This is a genomic window from Vibrio fluvialis (genome assembly GCF_900460245.1).
GTDB classification, from domain to species: Bacteria; Pseudomonadota; Gammaproteobacteria; order Enterobacterales; family Vibrionaceae; genus Vibrio; species Vibrio fluvialis.
The window spans coordinates 1788619-1806873 of record NZ_UHIP01000001.1; the positions used below are offsets into that span (position 1 = coordinate 1788619).

Sequence of the window (18255 nt, forward strand, 5' to 3'; positions counted from 1 at the left end):
GTTCTGACGGCGAAAGATTAACGACCTTTACGCGGCGAGCTGTTATTGCCCGCTTTTTGGCGAGATGCTGCGTCTTTGCGACGAGAGCTACCACTGCGGCCTGCCGGAGCCGTGACACGTTCTTCGTGACGGCGCACTGCACGACGGATTTTCTGGCTGCGTGAACGCTCACGTTTACGTGATGTGTTGTCTTTAGACACGTCCAGCATGGTGGTTTTCTCTGGCTTCAGTTCAACCAACTCACGCAGGTAGTTCACATCTTTCAGGTCCAGTTCCATCCAACCGCCACGAGGCAGTTTCTTATCGAGGAAGATGTCACCGTAACGCACACGTTTCAGACGGCTTACTGTGGTTTCTTGCGATTCCCACAGACGACGAACTTCACGGTTACGACCTTCGTTGATCACTACGTAGAAAGTATGGTTCATACCTTCACCGCCCGCGTAGACCACGTCTTCAAAGCGAGCCAGACCATCTTCCAGTTGCACACCGCGAACTAGGTTGCGGATTTTATCTTCGGTCACATCGCCGAATACACGCACCAGATATTCACGTTCAACCTGACGGCTTGGGTGCATCAGGCGGTTCGCCAGTTCACCATCAGTTGTGAACAGCAATAGACCGGATGTGTTGGCATCCAGACGACCCACCGAAATCCAGCGAGAACCACGAATTTTTGGTAGACGGTCAAATACTGTACGACGGCCTTCTGGGTCGTGACGAGTACACAGTTCACCTTCTGGCTTGTAGTACGCCAGTACGCGGCAAATGACTTCTTCTTGCGCTTTTGCAGACACAGCATGTCCGTCAATACGCACTACGGCGTTTTCATCTTCCAGGCGCTCGCCCAGTACAGCTACCTTGCCATTAACACTTACGCGCCCAGCTCGAATCAGAGCTTCCAGCTCACGACGAGAACCATGACCAGCACGTGCTAAAACCTTTTGTAACTTTTCGCTCATTTATCTACCTAATTGTGTCGTCTTCTCAGACGTCGAATAACAAGATGCGACCTCAAAATCGCGGTCGCGTAGTATCGCAAATTCTCTCGCAAAAAGCACCCGTTTTATCAGGGGCTTTAACCCTCTCGGCTTTCTGGGCCCGAGGATTATTGGAATGGGGTGGGATCCCCGGCGCCAAAACGCACAACCTGCATGTCATCTTCGCTGAAATCGATCACGGTCGTTGGCTGCTCGCCCAGATAACCGCCGTTCAAAATGACATCAACCGCGTGCTCAAGACGATCGCGGATCTCTTCCGGATCTGACTCAGTCGTTTCGTTACCCGGTAAGATCAGTGAGGTCGACATCAGCGGCTCACCCATCGCTTCTAATAAATCCAGTGCGATTTTGTTGTCAGGCACACGAATACCGATGGTTTTACGTTTCGCATTCATAAGACGACGTGGCACTTCTTTGGTTCCTTTAAAAATAAAGGTGTAAGGCCCCGGCGTGTTGTTCTTTAACAGGCGAAACGCTGCGTTATCGACACGGGCATAAAGAGACAGCTCAGACAGATCGCGACACATCAGAGTGAAGTTGTGCTTGTCGTCTAAACGTCGAATTTGGCAAATACGCTCCAGCGCGTGTTTGTTTTCTAACTGACAGCCCAGTGCGTAGCCGGAATCGGTCGGGTAAACCACCACACCGCCGTTACGAATGATAGCCACCGCTTGGTTGATCAGGCGCGCCTGCGGATTTTCAGGATGCACATAAAAAAACTGGCTCATTGTCATTCCTCATCATTGAGTCTCTCGACTCGCTTATCGGGGAGATTGGTCCAATCTCTCCAAACAGGTTCTACTCCGGAAGGCAACCAAAGATTACGGCCCAATTCCATCCACGGAGACGGGTAATGAAAGTCGCTGCCTTGAGAAGCTAATAGGTTGTATTGTATCGCATAATCGGCCAGATTGCGTTTTTCTTGTGGCGCTTGTTGCGGCTGCGCAACTTCCATTGCATCACCGCCTGCTTCCACAAACGCTGCAATTAAGCGCTTCAGCCATTTGGTCGTCAAGTCATATCGACCCGGATGAGCCAGCACCGCCTGTCCACCGGAAGCATGAATAGCGGCGATCGCCTCCTGCATTGTGCACCAGTTTGGCGGCACGTAGCCCGGATTGTTGCGCGTCAGATATTTCTTAAACACTTGCTGCATATTCTTCACATACCCAGCATCCACCAACCATTTCGCAAAATGCGCTCGGGTAATCGGTGCATCGCCGGCAATCGCTTTGACTTCGTCCAGCACGCCTTCGCGCGTTGCCTTTTGCAAACGCTCAGCAATCATCTCGGCGCGTACGATGCGGTGCTGCTTTTGTTTGTCAATCAGCGCATTCAGCTCCGGATGATTCGGGTCGATATTCAGGCCGACAATGTGAATGTCCTTGTTCTGCCATACCGTAGAGAACTCAATACCATTGATCAGTGTCAGTGGATAGCCGCGCTCAGCAATATAAGCACGCGCAGGCGCCAGCCCATCTACCGTATCGTGATCGGTAATGGCAAGCACATCGAGCTCAAATTCAACAGCTCTTTCAATCAGTTGGTCGAAGCTCAGACGGCCGTCTGATGCAGTTGTGTGACTATGTAGGTCAATTTTCATCATTTTTTTGAATTTGCCTGTTTTTAAGGCTTGACTTTCGAACGTCGCACTAGTTTACTAGTACACAAATACGAGAGCACATGAATAAGGCTTCCTATGTTACAAGAATTTAACTCAAACCATAATCCAAATTTAAGCACAGCGTCTGCTGAGCTTAACTGGTGGCGCACTTGGGCAAGTTCTTGGTGGGCTCACGTGTACTTTTAAGAAAGGATACGCATGAAAAAAGCCCGCCAACTCAGCGGGCTTTTTTTCACCCATTTTTATACGAAATTCACCGGCTCTGTTCATCATACAAACTATGCATTCAACAGCGATACTTAGATAGAGCCGCGACGTAAACCGTTTAAAACAGATAAGGAGGTCTTGTGAACAAGGCCATTGAAATCAAAAATCTGGCAAAGCTTGAAGTACTCAACGCAACGCTACCTTACACGCAAGATCCAACGGCGCTGTTTCACGCACTGTGCGAAGGGAAAACGGATTGCTTGTTACTGGAATCAGCGGAGATCGACTCCAAACAGAACCTGAAGAGCCTGCTGCTGATTGATGCTGCCGTACGCATTATCTGCTTCGGTCATGAAGTGACATTTCAGGCGCTAAGCGATAACGGTCTTGCCCTGATTGATGTTCTGGCGCAAAACGTTGTGGCAGATATCCCGGCCAAACGCACCGATGACTCTCTGACGCTGACTTTCACCACGCCATGCGATACGTTGGATGAAGACTCTCGCCTGCGTGAAGCTTCATCGTTTGACGCATTGCGCCTGGTGCAGCACAGCTTTGATTTGTCGGGTCACGACAAACACGCGATTTTCCTTGGTGGTCTGTTCGCTTACGACTTGGTGGCCAACTTCGAACCGCTTGGCGACGCAAAAGCGACCAATCAGTGCCCGGATTACGTATTTTATGTCTCCGAGAACCTGATGATCGTTGATCACCAGAGTGCAAGCTGTCAGTTGCAGGCCACTGCATTTACGACCGACAGCAATGTGAAAGCGACACTGCGTCAGCGTCAGGAAGCCATTCGTGCTCAGGCGTCGCAGGCTCTGTCTCAGCCAGAGGCACAAAAACTGGCTGAAGTGAACGTGGACACCAGCATCAGCGATGAAGATTTCTGCGATATCGTACGCGATTTAAAACAGTATGTGGTGAAAGGCGATATCTTCCAGGTCGTGCCTTCACGCCGCTTCACGCTGCCTTGCCCTTCTCCACTTGCGGCTTATCAGCGCCTGAAAGAAAGCAACCCAAGCCCTTACATGTTCTACATGCAGGATGAGCGCTTTACCCTGTTTGGTGCCTCTCCGGAAAGCGCGTTGAAATACGCCACTGATACCAACCAAATCGAGATTTACCCAATTGCCGGCACGCGTCGCCGCGGAAAAAATGCTGATGGTTCGATTAACTTTGACCTCGACAGCCGCATTGAACTGGAGCTGCGCTGCGATAAAAAAGAGAACGCCGAACACATGATGCTGGTCGATCTAGCGCGTAACGATGTAGCACGTATCGCCAAAGCTGGCAGCCGCCATGTGGCGGATCTGCTCAAAGTTGACCGCTACAGCCATGTGATGCATCTGGTGTCACGCGTGGTGGGCCAACTACGTGAAGATTTGGATGCGCTGCATGCTTATCAAGCGTGTATGAATATGGGTACCCTGACTGGCGCACCGAAAATTCGCGCCATGCAACTGATTCGTGAAGTGGAACAGGAACGCCGCGGTAGCTACGGCGGCGCGGTCGGTTACCTGACCGGTGAAGGCGACTTGGACACCTGTATTGTGATTCGCTCTGCGTTTGTCGAAAACGGCATTGCTCAGGTTCAGGCTGGCGCTGGCGTTGTTTACGACTCCGATCCACAGGCCGAAGCCGATGAAACTCGCGGCAAAGCACAAGCGGTTATTTCCGCCATTCAATTTGCCCATCAGGCGTAAGGAATTTCATCATGGCGAACACAACCCAACCAGCAAACATTGTCTTTATCGATAACTTTGATTCCTTTACTTACAACTTGGTGGATCAGTTCCGTTCTCTTGGCCACCACGTCACGATTTACCGCAACAACATTGCCGCGGACGTGATTGAAAATGCCGTCTCACAACTGGAAAACCCGGTAGTGGTTTTATCTCCTGGCCCGGGCGCACCTTCTGAAGCCGGTTCTATGCCGGAAATCCTGCAGCGCCTGAAAGGCAAAGTGCCGATGATTGGCATCTGTCTCGGTCATCAGGCGATGGTTGAAGCCTATGGCGGCACCGTTGCTGGCGCAGGTGAAATCGTGCACGGTAAAGTCTCCATGATGGAGCATGACAACCACCCGATTTATCAAGGCCTTCCTTCTCCACTGGCGATTGCGCGCTATCACTCGCTGGTCGCAACGTCTGTGCCGGACAGCCTGACGGTGACTGCGGAAGTCGATGGTCTGGTGATGTCGATTGTCAACGAACAGGACAAGTTGTGTGGCTTCCAGTTTCACCCGGAATCCATCATGACCACCCACGGCGCAACCCTGCTGGCCAATGCGATTAACTGGGCTCTGGCACGATAAGCCCCTCAGGCCGCACAGACACAACCAAGAATAAACAAGATTCGCAAACACAACGATTACAGCGGGTCTTCAGGGATACGGAGAAAGAATTATGCAACAGATCATCAATAAACTTTATGACCAGCAATCACTGACGCAAGCCGAAAGCCAACAGCTGTTTGACTACATCATTCGCGGTGAGTGTGAGCAACCACTAATGGCCGCTGCGCTGACAGCATTGAAGATCAAAGGCGAAACCCCGGATGAAATCGTTGGTGCCGTACGTGCACTGCTGGAAAACGCGAGCCCGTTCCCGCGCCCGGATTATGACTTTGCCGATATCGTAGGCACAGGTGGCGACGGCGCCAACACCATCAACATCTCAACCACATCGGCCTTTGTCGCAGCCGCGTGCGGCGTCAAAGTCGCCAAGCACGGTAACCGTAGCGTCTCGAGCAAATCAGGCTCTTCCGATCTACTTGATGCCTTTGGCATCAACATGACCATGAGCGCAGAAAACTCTCGCCAGGCTCTCGATGAACTGGGCGTTGCTTTCCTGTTCGCGCCTCAGTACCACGGCGGCGTTCGTCACGCGATGCCAGTGCGCCAGAGCATGAAAACCCGTACAATTTTCAACATTCTTGGCCCACTGATTAACCCAGCGCGCCCTAATATCGAATTAATGGGCGTTTACAGTCTAGATTTGGTTCGTCCTATCGCAGAAACCATGGTACAAATGGGTATGAAACGAGCCGCTGTGGTTCATGGTTCAGGATTGGACGAAGTGGCAATTCATGGAGTCACTCATGTTGCCGAAATCAAAGATGGCGAAATTTTCGAATACACCTTAACGCCGCAGGACTTTGGTTTAGAAACCTACCCGCTGGAAGCGATTAAAGGTGGCGAGCCTCAGGAAAATCGCGCCATCATCGAAAATATTCTGACTGGCAAGGGAACGCCTGCTCAAGTCTCCGCTGTTGCGGTTAACGTTGCCCTGTTGCTGCGCCTGTTCGGCTTTGAAGATTTGAAAGCCAACGCACAACGCGCCATTGATGTCATGAACTCAGGCAAAGCGTTTGATCTGGTAAAACAACTAGCAGAGCGAGGTTAAGCCCCCTGATGTCTGAAATTAACGTGTCTGAACAAAACGTCCAGCTGTCTGAACATATTTCGCTAAAGAATGCCCAGATGGCTGAAGTGCTGGCCAAAATCGTCAACGACAAAATTACCTGGGTTGCGGAACGTAAAGCCGTGCAGCCTGTAGAAACGTTTAAACCTCTGCTGACAGCATCGGATCGCGACTTCTACGCAGCACTGGATAACGGCCAGACAGCCTTTATCCTCGAATGTAAAAAAGCTTCGCCATCAAAAGGCCTGATTCGCCAACAGTTTGATTTGGATTACATTGCATCGGTTTACAACCAATACGCCAGTGCCATCTCTGTGCTGACTGATGAGAAATACTTTCAGGGCAATTTCGATTTCCTGCCGCGCGTACGCGCTCAGGTCACTCAGCCGGTACTGTGTAAAGACTTCATGATCGACACCTATCAGGTGTACCTCGCCCGACACTACGGTGCTGATGCGATTTTGCTGATGCTGTCGGTGCTGAATGATGAACAATACCGCGAACTGGCCAACGTAGCGCACGAGCTGGGTATGGGCATACTGACTGAAGTCAGCAACGAAGAAGAGCTGGAACGTGCCGTGGCTTTGCAAGCGCGAGTGATTGGTATCAATAACCGCAATCTGCGCGATCTCAGCACTGACCTTAACCGCACCAAGCAGTTGGCGCCGAAACTGCCGCAAGGCACCATCGTGATTTCTGAATCCGGCATTTACACCCACCAACAAGTACGTGACTTGTCTCGCTTTGCCAACGGTTTCCTGATTGGCAGCTCACTGATGAGCCAGGAAAATCTGGAGCTGGCGGTCCGCAAAGTCGTACTGGGTGAAAACAAAGTCTGTGGTCTGACGCATGCCGATGACGCCGTCAAAGCTTATCAGGCTGGCGCGGTGTTTGGCGGGCTGATTTTTGTTCAGCAATCCAAGCGCTGCGTGGATATCGAAACGGCACGTCTGACAATGAGTGGTGCACCACTGCAATATGTGGGTGTGTTTCAAAATCACAGCATTGAAACGATTGCCGACACGGTTACCGAACTTGGTCTGTTTGCGGTGCAACTGCACGGCGACGAAGATCAGGCTTACATTGATGCACTCAAAGCCGCTTTACCTGAATCGGTCGAAATCTGGAAAGCCTACGGCGTGACCGATCACATGCCCGTTCTGTTGAATCAGGTCGATCGCCATCTGCTGGATGCCAAAGTCGGCAATCAGAGTGGCGGCACAGGAACCGTGTTCGACTGGTCACTGATTGAAGCTCCAGAGCGCATCATGCTGGCCGGAGGTCTGAATCCGGACAATGTCCAGCAAGCCGCGAAACTCGGCTGCCTCGGGTTGGATCTCAACTCCGGCGTAGAAAGTGAACCCGGTAAAAAAGACATCGCCAAACTGCGTCAGGCATTCAGCGAAATTCGTAATTATTAATGACAGGTAACCCGACCCCTTCTCTTCGCTAACGCGAACGATATGAAGCCCAAAGGGGCCAAACAGGTTACGTAAGGAAGAAGATCATGGCTAAACTCAACGCCTACTTTGGCGAATACGGTGGTCAGTATGTACCACAGATTCTGGTTCCGGCATTGGATCAACTGGAACAAGCATTTATCGATGCTCAGGAAGATCCCGAATTTCGCAGCGAGTTCATGAGCCTGCTGCAGGAATACGCGGGTCGTCCGACAGCGCTGACGCTGACACGCAATATCGTAAAAGGCACCAAAACCAAACTCTATCTCAAGCGTGAAGATCTGCTGCACGGCGGCGCGCACAAAACCAACCAAGTATTGGGTCAGGCGCTGCTAGCCAAACGCATGGGCAAACACGAAATCATTGCCGAAACCGGTGCGGGTCAACATGGCGTGGCCACGGCTCTGGCCTGTGCACTACTGGGGCTGAAATGTCGCGTCTATATGGGTGCTAAAGACGTTGAGCGTCAAAGCCCGAACGTATTCCGCATGCGCCTGATGGGCGCTGAAGTGATTCCGGTTCACTCCGGTTCAGCCACACTGAAAGATGCGTGTAACGAAGCGCTGCGTGACTGGTCTGGCAGCTACGAAACCGCACACTACCTGCTCGGCACAGCGGCAGGCCCTCACCCATTCCCGACGATCGTGCGTGAATTCCAGCGCATCATCGGTGAAGAAACCAAGAACCAGATTCTGGCTCGTGAAGGTCGTCTTCCGGATGCAGTGATCGCTTGTGTGGGCGGTGGTTCTAACGCGATTGGTATGTTTGCCGACTTTATTGAAGAACAATCTGTACGTCTGATTGGTGTGGAGCCAGCTGGCAAAGGCATTGATACCGACATGCACGGCGCACCGCTGAAACACGGTAAAACGGGTATCTACTTCGGGATGAAATCGCCGATGATGCAAGATGAGCACGGTCAGATTGAAGAGTCTTACTCCATCTCTGCGGGTCTTGATTTTCCATCGGTAGGTCCGCAGCACGCCCATCTGCATGCAACCGGCCGCGCTGAATACGAAAGCATCACCGACGATGAAGCACTGGATGCATTCCAGCAACTTGCGCGTACCGAAGGCATCATTCCTGCGCTGGAATCTTCACATGCACTGGCTCATGCCGTGAAAATGGCTTACGCCGAGCCTGAAAAAGAGCAGCTACTGGTTGTGAACCTGTCTGGTCGAGGTGACAAAGACATCTTTACCGTGCATAAGATTTTAGAAGAGAAAGGAGTGCTGTAATGGACCGCTATCAATCGCTTTTTCAGCGTCTGGCTGACAACAACCAAGGTGCGTTCGTTCCGTTTGTCACCATTGGCGATCCAAACCCCGAGCAGTCGCTACGCATTATGCAGACACTGGTTGAATCAGGAGCCGATGCACTGGAACTGGGTATTCCTTTCTCCGATCCGCTGGCCGATGGCCCAACCATCCAGGGTGCAAACCTACGCGCCCTGAAAGCGAAAACCACACCGGATGTCTGTTTTGAACTGATCGCTCAGATCCGTGCTCAGCACCCCGATCTCCCGATCGGTCTGTTGATGTACGCCAACCTGGTGTACTCACGTGGGATTGAAAACTTCTATCAACGCTGCCAGCAAGCTGGTGTCGATTCCGTGCTGGTTGCCGATGTACCGACCAATGAAAGTGCAGAGTTCGTGGCTGCGGCACGTAAATTTGGCATTAAACCGATCTTCATCGCCCCGCCAACCGCAAGCGACGAAACGCTTAAAGATGTGGCAGAGCTGGGAGGCGGTTACACTTACCTGCTGTCTCGTGCTGGTGTGACAGGTGCGGAAACCAAAGCAAACATGCCTGTGACAACCCAATTGGACAAGCTGACTCAATACAATGCACCGCCTTCACTGCTGGGTTTTGGTATTTCAGAACCCGAACAGGTGAAACAGGCGATTGCGTCGGGTGCTGCGGGCGCCATTTCTGGCTCAGCCGTCGTTAAAATCATCGAATCCAATCAAGATAACTTTGATGAAATGTTAAATAAGCTGGCACAATTCACGCAAAAAATGAAAGCAGCCACGCACAAATAATCCTCCCCCAATATGTGTTCGGTTTCTTAATTCGCTAAGAAATCGAACATTTTTTTAACAACCATCCCCTCTCTTTATTCATTTGCCTGGCACACAAAAACTGCGCTTCTTATTGTCAAAACCAATAGCAAACGTTTTCCTTTGAACAAAAATCCATCACACGTCAATGAAATAGCATTTCTACTGAGAATTCACTCGATTCACATATTGCCAATTGTGAAAGATAAGTGTAAAAAGCGAGGGCAATATATTTACCCATCGAACAACAAATGTTCAGTGAGTATCACTGGAAGTTTACATTTTATTAGCACAGAGGTTATGGAAGTGTTAAAGGAAAAGAATTTACTAAGCAACATCGGCGTACAAGTCGTTATTGCCATGATCGTTGGTACTGCAGTCGGTGCCAGCATGGGCCACGATGCTGCGATGTTTGCACCTCTTGGCGCCATCTTCATTAACTTAATCAAGATGCTGGTGATTCCACTGGTTGCCGTTGCCCTGATTTCAGGTGCTGCAGGTCTGGGTAACAGCCAATCTGCGGGCAAAGTGGGCTTCGTGACTCTGAGTTACTTTGCTGTGACTTCTGCTCTGGCAGTCGCACTGGCTCTGGTCATGGGTTCAGTATTCCAACCAGGTCTGGGCATCGACGTGTCTGGCGTGGAAGGCATGTTCTCATCAGAATACGCGTCAAAAGGTGAACTCCCAACTTTCTGGGCAACCATCATTGGTATGATCCCAACCAACGTTTTCCAGTCACTGAACGATGCAAACATTCTGCAAATCCTGGTGTTCTGTCTGTTCCTGGGCGTTGCAATTTCAAAACAGCCTAAAGACAAGCGCGATCCTGTGATCAACGGCGTAAACACGATTGTTGATTCAATGGTGTGGATGATCAACAAAGTGATGGTCATCGCTCCTATCGGTGTGTTCGGCCTGATGGCAGAAGCAGTAGGTACGTTCGGTTTCGGCGCTCTGATGGTCGTATTCAAGCTGTTCGTCGTTTACGTTGCAGCAATCCTGATTTTCGGCTTCGTTGCTTACCCACTGATGATTCAACTGTTCACCAAAACATCGGCGAAGAAATTTATTCTGGCGATGAAAAAGCCTCAGGCTGTGGCACTGTCAACAGCATCATCAATGGCGACCCTGCCTGTCACTATGGACACGGTTGAGCACGATCTGGGTGTACGCAACTCTACAGCGTCATTCGTTCTGCCACTGGGTGCGACTATTAACATGTCCGGTAACGCGATTTACTACGGTCTGGTTGCGATCTTCTTCGCTCAGCTGTTCAACATCGACCTGAGCATGGGCGCATACGCCGCGATCATCGTAACAGCTACACTGGGTGCAGTAGGTCAAGCGGGTGTACCGGGGCCATCATTCCTGGTTGTTGCGGTACTTCTGGCGGCTGGTATTCCAATCGAAGGTCTGCCGCTGCTGTTCGCTCTGGACCGTATCTTTGACATGATTCGTACTGCTCTGAACATCACGGGTGATGCCGCGTGTGCAGTGATTGTCGATTCACTGATCAAAGAAGAAGTGGCTGAGAAAGAGTACAAAAATCAGCAAGCGTAATCGCTTTTCGCTTTCAAAAGGCCGCCTTCAGGGCGGCTTTTTTATTGGTGCCGCTTCTGCTTCCTCATCGTGACTGTGCCGTATAAAGAGAACAACCAAGCAGAATTTGGCTGCAGCGGCCAAAGTAAGGAGTGACCATCATGACAATGCAGCGCCATATTTACTATAGCCTGATCCACCACGGCATCGAGACTTTGCTGCAAGAGCGTATGGGACATTTTGACGAAGCGGCCTATCACCGCACTTTACGCACCATGACTGGCAAATCCAGTTGTTTTAATTTATCCGACGATGAATTGGACCTACTGGTCGAAAACCTGATGGCAGAAGGCTACTTAGAGGACATGAAGCATGCGATTCCTACGTTGGAGAACCAACACTGTGATCGATAAATTTGTTTCAAATTATCATTTACTGTTTAGCTGACAGTCTTATTTGGTTAGACTGTCGGCACGCTATTATTTGGACGTATCTACACAATGAAACAACTGCTCGACTTCATCCCGCTCATCATCTTCTTTGCTTTGTTCAAGTTCTACGATATTTACGTCGCGACGGGCGCTCTGATTGCAGCCACTGCAGTTCAGGTCGCAGTAACGTATTTCATGTTCAAAAAAGTCGAAAAAATGCAGCTCATCACCTTTGTACTGGTAGCAGTGTTTGGTGGCATGACCATTTTTCTTCACGACGACAACTTCATTAAATGGAAAGTGACCATTGTTTACGTCATCTTCGCACTGGGTCTGACTATCAGCCACATGATGGGTAAATCTGCCATCAAAGGCATGTTGGGCAAAGAGATCACTCTGCCTGAAACGGTGTGGGCTAAGGTCAACTGGGCCTGGGTTGGTTTCTTCTCGGTTTGCGCGGTACTCAATATTTACATCGCCTATCAGCTTCCGCTGGATGTGTGGGTGAACTTCAAAGTGTTTGGCCTGCTGGCTGCCACGTTCGCTTATACCCTGCTCACGGGCATCTACATCTACAAGCATCTGCCAAAAGAGCAAAAAAACTCCGGTGAATAACCAGTCATCCGAGCACTCAAAGATGAATTGGTGACGAAATTATTGTTATAATTCGGCCCTCTTTTTTACAGCGACCACTTTGGTCGCTGTTTTGTTTGTAGTGGATGTCAAAACATGAATCAGGAAGTGAACTCACCACGAGGTCAACTCTTACTGCGTACACTGGCCATGCCAGCGGACACCAATGCCAATGGCGATATCTTCGGTGGCTGGATTATGTCGCAGCTCGATCTCGCCGGCGGTATTCTGGCTAAAGAAATCTCCTGCGGCCGTATCGTCACGGTATCTGTCTCCAGCATTACGTTTAAGAAACCCGTCAAAGTCGGCGACGTTGTGTGCTGCTATGGCGAATGCACCAAAATCGGCCGCACGTCGATGTCAATTAATCTGGAAGTTTGGGTCAAACCTATCAAAGAAGATGGCGTGTTAGATCGCTTTCAGGTGTGTGAAGCGACCTTCAACTACGTGGCAATTGATGCCGATGGCCGCCCAAGACCGATTAAGCAGGGTAGCTGATCACAGAAATATACGTTTTGGGCTTTAAAAGTCGCTCTGTTTCAGTACATTAAGGCCTACACTTACTGTTAAGAAATCAATAAGGATATCAATATGTGGTACGTCATCTTTTCTCAGGATGTTGAAAACTCGCTTGAAAAACGCATGAGCGTTCGCCCTGCTCACCTTGAGCGTCTGCAAGCACTGCAAGATGAAGGCCGCCTGTTGACCGCAGGTCCGATGCCAGCGATCGACTCAGACAATCCGGGCGAAGCAGGTTTTACCGGTTCAACCGTGATTGCAGAATTCAACTCGCTGGAAGAGGCTCAGACATGGGCGGACGCGGATCCTTATGTGGGCGCTGGCGTATACGCAAACGTGATTGTTAAACCTTTCAAAAAAGTATTCTGATATGAAAAAGTCATCTTTGGGTCTGGCACTTCTCTCTCTCGCAGTTCTGGCTGGTTGTAGTGCCAACGCCGAACGCGAGAAAAATCTGGAGCTGCTTGCTGCCAACCGAGCCAGCATTCTGAGTTCAGAGCTTCCGCTGGAATACGGCCCGCTCAACATCATGCGTGCCAATGCCAAAGGCAGTACGATTGAACTGATGATGGTCTACAACACCGACCATCAGGGCGCGAAGCCTATTGATCAAGTGCTGAAAAACAGCATTCATTCTTTCTGTAACAATTCCGATGTCCGCGCCAATTTGGATGTCGGTGTGGGTTACCGAATCAAAATGCGCAATACCCGTGGCCAGTTGATGGTTGACCAGATGGTGACTAAAGAAGACTGCAAATAAATCTCACGGGCGCTTCCCGCTTGTGATTTGCAAGACTCAGCAACACAAAAAGGCCTCATTTGAGGCCTTTTCTATTCGTGGAACGTTGATTTTTACGCAGGTTGCAACTCTTTACGTAGTGCTTTGGCCGCCAGAACCAGGTTGGTCAGCGCCGCTTCCACTTCGGGCCAGTTGCGGGTTTTCAGGCCACAATCCGGGTTGACCCACAGGCGCTCCGCCGGAATTTTCTCCGCAGCTTTGCGCAGTAAATCTTCAATCCACTCCTGAGCCGGAATGTTTGGCGAGTGAATGTCATACACTCCCGGACCGATTTCGTTCGGATAATTGAACTCTTCGAATGCTTTCAACAGCTCCATATTGGAGCGTGACGTTTCAATGGTAATCACGTCTGCATCCAGCGCCGCGACTGATTCAATGATTTCATTGAATTCGCTGTAACACATATGCGTGTGAATCTGCGTTTCCGGGCGGGCGCTCGCGGCGGAAATCTTAAACGCTTCGACTGCCCAATTGAGATAGGTTTGGTGATCACGTTTTTTCAAAGGCAAACCTTCACGAATCGCTGGCTCATCAATCTGAATGATGTTGATACCAGCATCTTGCAGATCCGAGACTTCATCACGCAGCGCCAACGCCAGTTGCTGCGCAATCTGTTTACGGGAAATGTCTTCGCGCGGGAAGGTCCAGCACAGAATTGTCACCGGGCCGGTCAGCATGCCTTTCATCTGTTTCGAAGTCAGCGACTGCGCGTAGGTTGACCACGAGACCGTGATCGGCTGCTCGCGTTCAATATCAGCCACCACAATCGCGGGTTTTACGCAACGTGAACCGTAGCTCTGTACCCAACCAAATTGCGTGGTTTGAAAACCCGCCAGATTCTCAGCAAAGTATTCCACCATGTCGTTGCGTTCTGCTTCTCCGTGCACCAGCACGTCCAGATCCAACGCTTCCTGACGTTTAACCGCATCGGCAATATGCCCTTTCAACGCCGTGATGTATTCCGCTTCCGACAATTTACCCTGACGGTAGGCGCTGCGCTGCGTGCGGATTTCACCCGTTTGTGGGAAAGAACCGATGGTTGTGGTCGGTAAAAATGGTAAGCCCAGCACTTCTGCCTGATGGTGTGCACGCTCGGCGTAAGGCGCGCTGCGCTGCGCCAAAGCATCCGTAATTTGATTCAGCCTTGCTTGAACCTGTGGTTTGTTCACGTGAGTCGCGGTTTTACGCGCGGCAATCGGCTGGCTGTAGGTATCACAAGCCAGAATCGCAGCCTGATCGCCATCCAGCGCACGACCGAGCAGTGCCACTTCGGTCACTTTCTGCTTGGCAAATGCAAACCAGCTGCGCACTTCTTCCGACAGATTTTGCTCCAATTCCAGATCGACCGGACTGTGCAACAACGAGCAAGAGCTTGCCACCCAAAGGCGCTCGCCCAGCTCGGCTTTGACGGGTTCCAGTTTGTGCAGCAGCGTACTCAAATCCGCGCGCCACACATTTCGGCCGTTGACCACACCAGCCGACAAGACCCAGTTTTTCGGCAGTTTGGCGAGCACCTCATCCAATTGCTCTGGCGCCGCAGATAAATCAATATGCAGACCGTTCACCGGCAGTTGAATGACTTTGTCCAGTGTGTCCTGCACTGAATCAAAATAGGTGGTCAGCAGCAGCTTCACGTCGCCCTGAATCACCTGATACGCCAGCTTGAACGCATCCTGCCAAGTTTGATCCAGTTCCAGAGAAAGAATCGGTTCGTCGATTTGTACCCAGGTTACGCCCTGCTTCGCCAGTTTTGCCAGAATCGCCTGATACGCAGTCAGAAGACGCGGTAACAATGTCAGACGGTCAAAATCCTCTTCCACCTCTTTACCCAGATACAGGTAGCTGACCGGGCCAAGCAGTACAGGTTTGACGTCAAAACCACTCTTGGCCGCTTCGTTCACCTCTTCAAACAGTTGCGGCCAGCTCACTTCAAAACTGTCGTCTCGGCTGAATTCCGGCACGATGTAGTGGTAGTTAGTATTGAACCACTTGGTCATGTCCGACGCTGCGCTGCCACTGCAACCGCAGCTGTTTTGCGACTGGCCGCGACCCACACGAAACAGCGTATCTAAGTCTGGAAATCCATGTTGATGACGTTTCGGTACATGTCCCAGCAATAGGGTGGTCGTCAACACATGGTCGTACCATGCAAAGTCGCCGGCGGTGGCAAAGCTCAGACCCGCTTCTTTTTGCAGCGTCCAGTTACGCTGACGAATATCACGACCAACGGTCTGAAGTTCTGCCTGATTGATTTCGCCGCGCCAGTATTTTTCCAGCGCAAATTTCAGTTCACGTTTTTCGCCGATACGTGGGTAGCCGAGGATGTGTGTAGTAGTCGCCATAGCCTGATTCCTTATTGTCATTAATTGAGTCAGACATCCCTGTGCTTAAATCAATCAAGATGTCTGGATGGCTAAACTATCTCGCTCGACTGACGTTTACTCAACATCCAAATATTCAACTTGTTTATTAAAAATATTCATGGTGCACTGGCTGTGATTCGTAAACACTCACAACAAATAGACGTCTAGATGTTTACAGCTCCAAAAAATCGGCGTACTTTAAATAAAAATTCATGTTGGCCCAGGGAAAGATGAGGAGAACTCATGATAGAGCTCAAACACTTGCGAACGTTAGTTTCATTGCGCGACACCGGCTCGCTGACTTCCACCGCCACCGCGTTGCACTTAACTCAGTCTGCGCTCTCTCATCAGATTAAAGATTTAGAAGCCCGCATTGGCGGTCAGCTGTTTCTGCGCAAAACCCGTCCGGTACGCTTTACTTCCGAAGGTGACATTTTACTGAAGTTGGCAGATGACATTCTGCCAAAGCTAGCCAAAGCAGAAAACGAGCTGGCGAGCTTAAAAGAGGATGTGAACGGACGCCTGCACATGGCGATTGAGTGCCACTCCTGCTTCCAGTGGCTGATGCCGGCGCTACGTGAATATCAGATTTCCTGGCCAAGTGTGGCGCTGGATTTCTCATCCGGTTTTGGCTTTGAACCCCTGCCCGCTCTGTTAGCGGGTGAGCTCGATCTGGTCATCACCTCTGATATTCTGCCGCGCTCTGAAGTGCATTATGAGCCGCTGTTTGATTTTGAAATGCGTTTGATCACCGCAACCAATCATCCGCTGGCGGAAAAAAGCGTGATTACTCCGCAGGATCTGGCGGGGCAAACCATGCTCAGTTATCCGGTGCAAAAGCAACGTCTCGATGTGGTGAAGCACTTTTTGCAACCAGCCGGAGTGGAACCAGCTAAATGGAAACAGGCAGATAATACGCTGATGTTGGTGCAGATGGTGTCGGCGGGATTGGGGGTAGCGGCCTTGCCAAACTGGGCTATCAGTGAATTCTCCCGTCAGGGACTTATCACCAGCAAACCGCTGGGGAAAGGTTTATGGCGCCGCCTGTTTGCTGCCACGCGTAACAGTGAAAAAGATAAGCGCTATCTGCAGGCTTTCTTTGCCACGGCGCGCCAGCAATGTAAAAGCCACCTTGACGGAATCAAGATGGCTTAATCTTTCTATCGTTCGACAGATTTAAACTGGTTGGTAAGCGGATCGTACTGAAAACCCAGTCCGCTCAGCTTATCCACCACATGATCCATATCCATTTCGTAAGTGACCACCAGCTCGTCAAAACTGTCACACTCCAGACGCAGTTTTTCGTTCACAATGCCCAGCAAAATCACACTGTCCAACTTACCGACGTTACTCAGATCCATCTCCGTGCTCCTTCTTTCGAAACGCTTTCATTAAGCTTAGTTCGAAATTGACACCTGAACCGTGATTTTGCTCTAGCCACACAAAAACGGCGCTTAGCGCCGTTTTCTCGACAGTTACATCAGATACAAACCGTGAAAACCCGTCGCAGCGGCCAGCATCAGCAGTTGCGCCACTGCCAGTTGCACTTTATCTACCGTTTTGGACATCATGATGTGCCAACACCAGACAATAATGCCTGCCACCATCAGGGCGAAACTGATCAGCAGCGGTTGGGTCAGCGACGCCAATAGTTCCGGATCAAGACGATGGGCAAACGGCACCACACACAAAGTGGTGAGCATTGCAGCCAGAATGCCCGCCACTGGCAAAATGCGGTGAAACGCCTGCAGACGCGTGCGAGCAATGGTCAATAATAGGTGCGCAAACATCGCGCCTAGCATGGCCACCATCGCGAGAATTGACAGTGATGCGGCCCAGTTTGGCGCTTCCCCCATCAAAATCGCGACATAAGCAATCGACAAACCGTTGGCCAGATACAACACCCACAAAGGACCTTCATCACGAGTCTTTTTAGTTTGCACTTGCGAATAGAAATAAAAGATCGCCGCAACGATCATAAACGCTTCAATTTTGACCGATGCCACCGCCAACCAGAGCACACCGATAGCGGGTAACACCTTGTGAATACGGCCACGCTGGCCCGGGCAGATTTCCCCTTTGACCAGAACCAAGGTCAGGATGATTTGTGCTCCCAGTAACATCGGAGCAAAAACAGAAAGCAGTGAATAAAGCATAAATCCAACAATTAATGGCAATAAAAACTGGCGCGA

Annotated in this window: 20 protein-coding genes and 1 other annotated feature; of the genes, 14 read left to right on the top strand and 6 right to left on the bottom strand. The window is 50.6% G+C overall.

Features of this window, described 5'->3' with window-relative positions; all coding sequences use genetic code 11:
- Positions 1-17: 17 nt before the first annotated feature.
- From rluB to rnm, 3 genes are all read right to left on the bottom strand, one after another.
- The gene (gene rluB, locus DYA43_RS08435; protein ID WP_004726272.1) at positions 18-962 is read right to left on the bottom strand and encodes a 23S rRNA pseudouridine(2605) synthase RluB; all 945 of its coding nucleotides are present in this window, start codon (positions 960-962) and stop codon (positions 18-20) included.
- 146 nt (positions 963-1108) lie between these two features.
- On the bottom strand, positions 1109-1729 hold the full coding sequence (locus DYA43_RS08440; RefSeq protein ID WP_020327674.1) for an L-threonylcarbamoyladenylate synthase: 621 nt from the start codon (positions 1727-1729) through the stop codon (positions 1109-1111).
- A 2-nt stretch (positions 1730-1731) separates the two neighbouring features.
- Complete coding sequence (gene rnm / locus DYA43_RS08445; protein WP_024373590.1) at positions 1732-2604, bottom strand: RNase RNM; 873 nt, start codon at positions 2602-2604, stop codon at positions 1732-1734.
- 96 nt (positions 2605-2700) lie between these two features.
- Here rnm and trpL2 point away from each other — a divergent pair, with 96 nt between their 5' ends.
- The 13 genes from trpL2 (at position 2701) to DYA43_RS08510 (ending at position 13661) form a co-directional block, all read left to right on the top strand.
- Entirely contained in the window at positions 2701-2811 is a 111-nt protein-coding gene (gene trpL2 / locus DYA43_RS08450) for a tryptophan operon leader peptide (protein ID WP_075988675.1), read from the top strand.
- Positions 2758-2859, top strand: a sequence feature (Trp leader region). Its footprint overlaps the gene before it by 54 nt.
- 113 nt (positions 2860-2972) lie before the next feature.
- The gene (locus tag DYA43_RS08455; RefSeq protein WP_061056633.1) at positions 2973-4538 is read left to right on the top strand and encodes an anthranilate synthase component 1; all 1566 of its coding nucleotides are present in this window, start codon (positions 2973-2975) and stop codon (positions 4536-4538) included.
- Between the two features lie 11 nt (positions 4539-4549).
- On the top strand, positions 4550-5149 hold the full coding sequence (locus DYA43_RS08460; protein ID WP_061056634.1) for an aminodeoxychorismate/anthranilate synthase component II: 600 nt from the start codon (positions 4550-4552) through the stop codon (positions 5147-5149).
- A gap of 91 nt (positions 5150-5240) precedes the next feature.
- Entirely contained in the window at positions 5241-6239 is a 999-nt protein-coding gene (trpD, locus tag DYA43_RS08465) for an anthranilate phosphoribosyltransferase (protein ID WP_061056635.1), read from the top strand.
- A gap of 8 nt (positions 6240-6247) precedes the next feature.
- Positions 6248-7678: a bifunctional indole-3-glycerol-phosphate synthase TrpC/phosphoribosylanthranilate isomerase TrpF gene (gene trpCF / locus DYA43_RS08470; RefSeq protein WP_061056636.1), complete on the top strand. Its 1431-nt coding sequence runs from the start codon at positions 6248-6250 to the stop codon at positions 7676-7678.
- An 86-nt stretch (positions 7679-7764) separates the two neighbouring features.
- The gene (gene trpB, locus DYA43_RS08475; RefSeq protein WP_020327680.1) at positions 7765-8955 is read left to right on the top strand and encodes a tryptophan synthase subunit beta; all 1191 of its coding nucleotides are present in this window, start codon (positions 7765-7767) and stop codon (positions 8953-8955) included.
- Positions 8955-9761: a tryptophan synthase subunit alpha gene (gene trpA, locus DYA43_RS08480; RefSeq protein ID WP_061056637.1), complete on the top strand. Its 807-nt coding sequence runs from the start codon at positions 8955-8957 to the stop codon at positions 9759-9761. The genes trpB and trpA overlap by 1 nt, the downstream gene beginning before the upstream one ends.
- A gap of 318 nt (positions 9762-10079) precedes the next feature.
- Positions 10080-11339 (top strand): dicarboxylate/amino acid:cation symporter, encoded by a 1260-nt coding sequence (locus DYA43_RS08485; RefSeq protein ID WP_061056638.1) that lies wholly within the window; start codon positions 10080-10082, stop codon positions 11337-11339.
- Positions 11340-11479: 140 nt separating this feature from the next.
- Positions 11480-11731, top strand: coding sequence for a hypothetical protein (locus DYA43_RS08490; RefSeq protein WP_061056639.1), 252 nt, complete (start codon positions 11480-11482; stop codon positions 11729-11731).
- Between the two features lie 87 nt (positions 11732-11818).
- A complete protein-coding gene (locus DYA43_RS08495) occupies positions 11819-12364 on the top strand; it encodes a septation protein A (protein ID WP_020327684.1) in 546 nt (181 codons plus the stop codon).
- Between the two features lie 114 nt (positions 12365-12478).
- Positions 12479-12880, top strand: a complete 402-nt coding sequence (gene yciA, locus DYA43_RS08500) for an acyl-CoA thioester hydrolase YciA (RefSeq protein WP_020327685.1) — start codon at positions 12479-12481, stop codon at positions 12878-12880.
- A gap of 93 nt (positions 12881-12973) precedes the next feature.
- The gene (locus DYA43_RS08505; RefSeq protein WP_024373581.1) at positions 12974-13270 is read left to right on the top strand and encodes a YciI family protein; all 297 of its coding nucleotides are present in this window, start codon (positions 12974-12976) and stop codon (positions 13268-13270) included.
- Between the two features lies 1 nt (position 13271).
- Positions 13272-13661: a GspS/AspS pilotin family protein gene (locus DYA43_RS08510; protein ID WP_024373580.1), complete on the top strand. Its 390-nt coding sequence runs from the start codon at positions 13272-13274 to the stop codon at positions 13659-13661.
- Between the two features lie 92 nt (positions 13662-13753).
- On the opposite strand, the gene metE is transcribed toward DYA43_RS08510, so the two are convergent.
- Positions 13754-16042, bottom strand: a complete 2289-nt coding sequence (gene metE, locus DYA43_RS08515) for a 5-methyltetrahydropteroyltriglutamate--homocysteine S-methyltransferase (protein ID WP_061056640.1) — start codon at positions 16040-16042, stop codon at positions 13754-13756.
- Between the two features lie 264 nt (positions 16043-16306).
- Between metE and metR the strand changes: the two genes are divergently transcribed.
- Positions 16307-17218 (top strand): HTH-type transcriptional regulator MetR, encoded by a 912-nt coding sequence (metR, locus tag DYA43_RS08520; protein ID WP_020327687.1) that lies wholly within the window; start codon positions 16307-16309, stop codon positions 17216-17218.
- Positions 17219-17223: 5 nt separating this feature from the next.
- On the opposite strand, the gene DYA43_RS08525 is transcribed toward metR, so the two are convergent.
- Together DYA43_RS08525 and DYA43_RS08530 are read right to left on the bottom strand one after the other, a co-directional pair.
- Positions 17224-17424: a DUF4250 domain-containing protein gene (locus DYA43_RS08525; RefSeq protein ID WP_020327688.1), complete on the bottom strand. Its 201-nt coding sequence runs from the start codon at positions 17422-17424 to the stop codon at positions 17224-17226.
- Positions 17425-17538: 114 nt separating this feature from the next.
- A complete protein-coding gene (locus DYA43_RS08530) occupies positions 17539-18219 on the bottom strand; it encodes an HI_1241 family integral membrane domain (RefSeq protein ID WP_032082314.1) in 681 nt (226 codons plus the stop codon).
- Positions 18220-18255 lie beyond the last annotated feature (36 nt).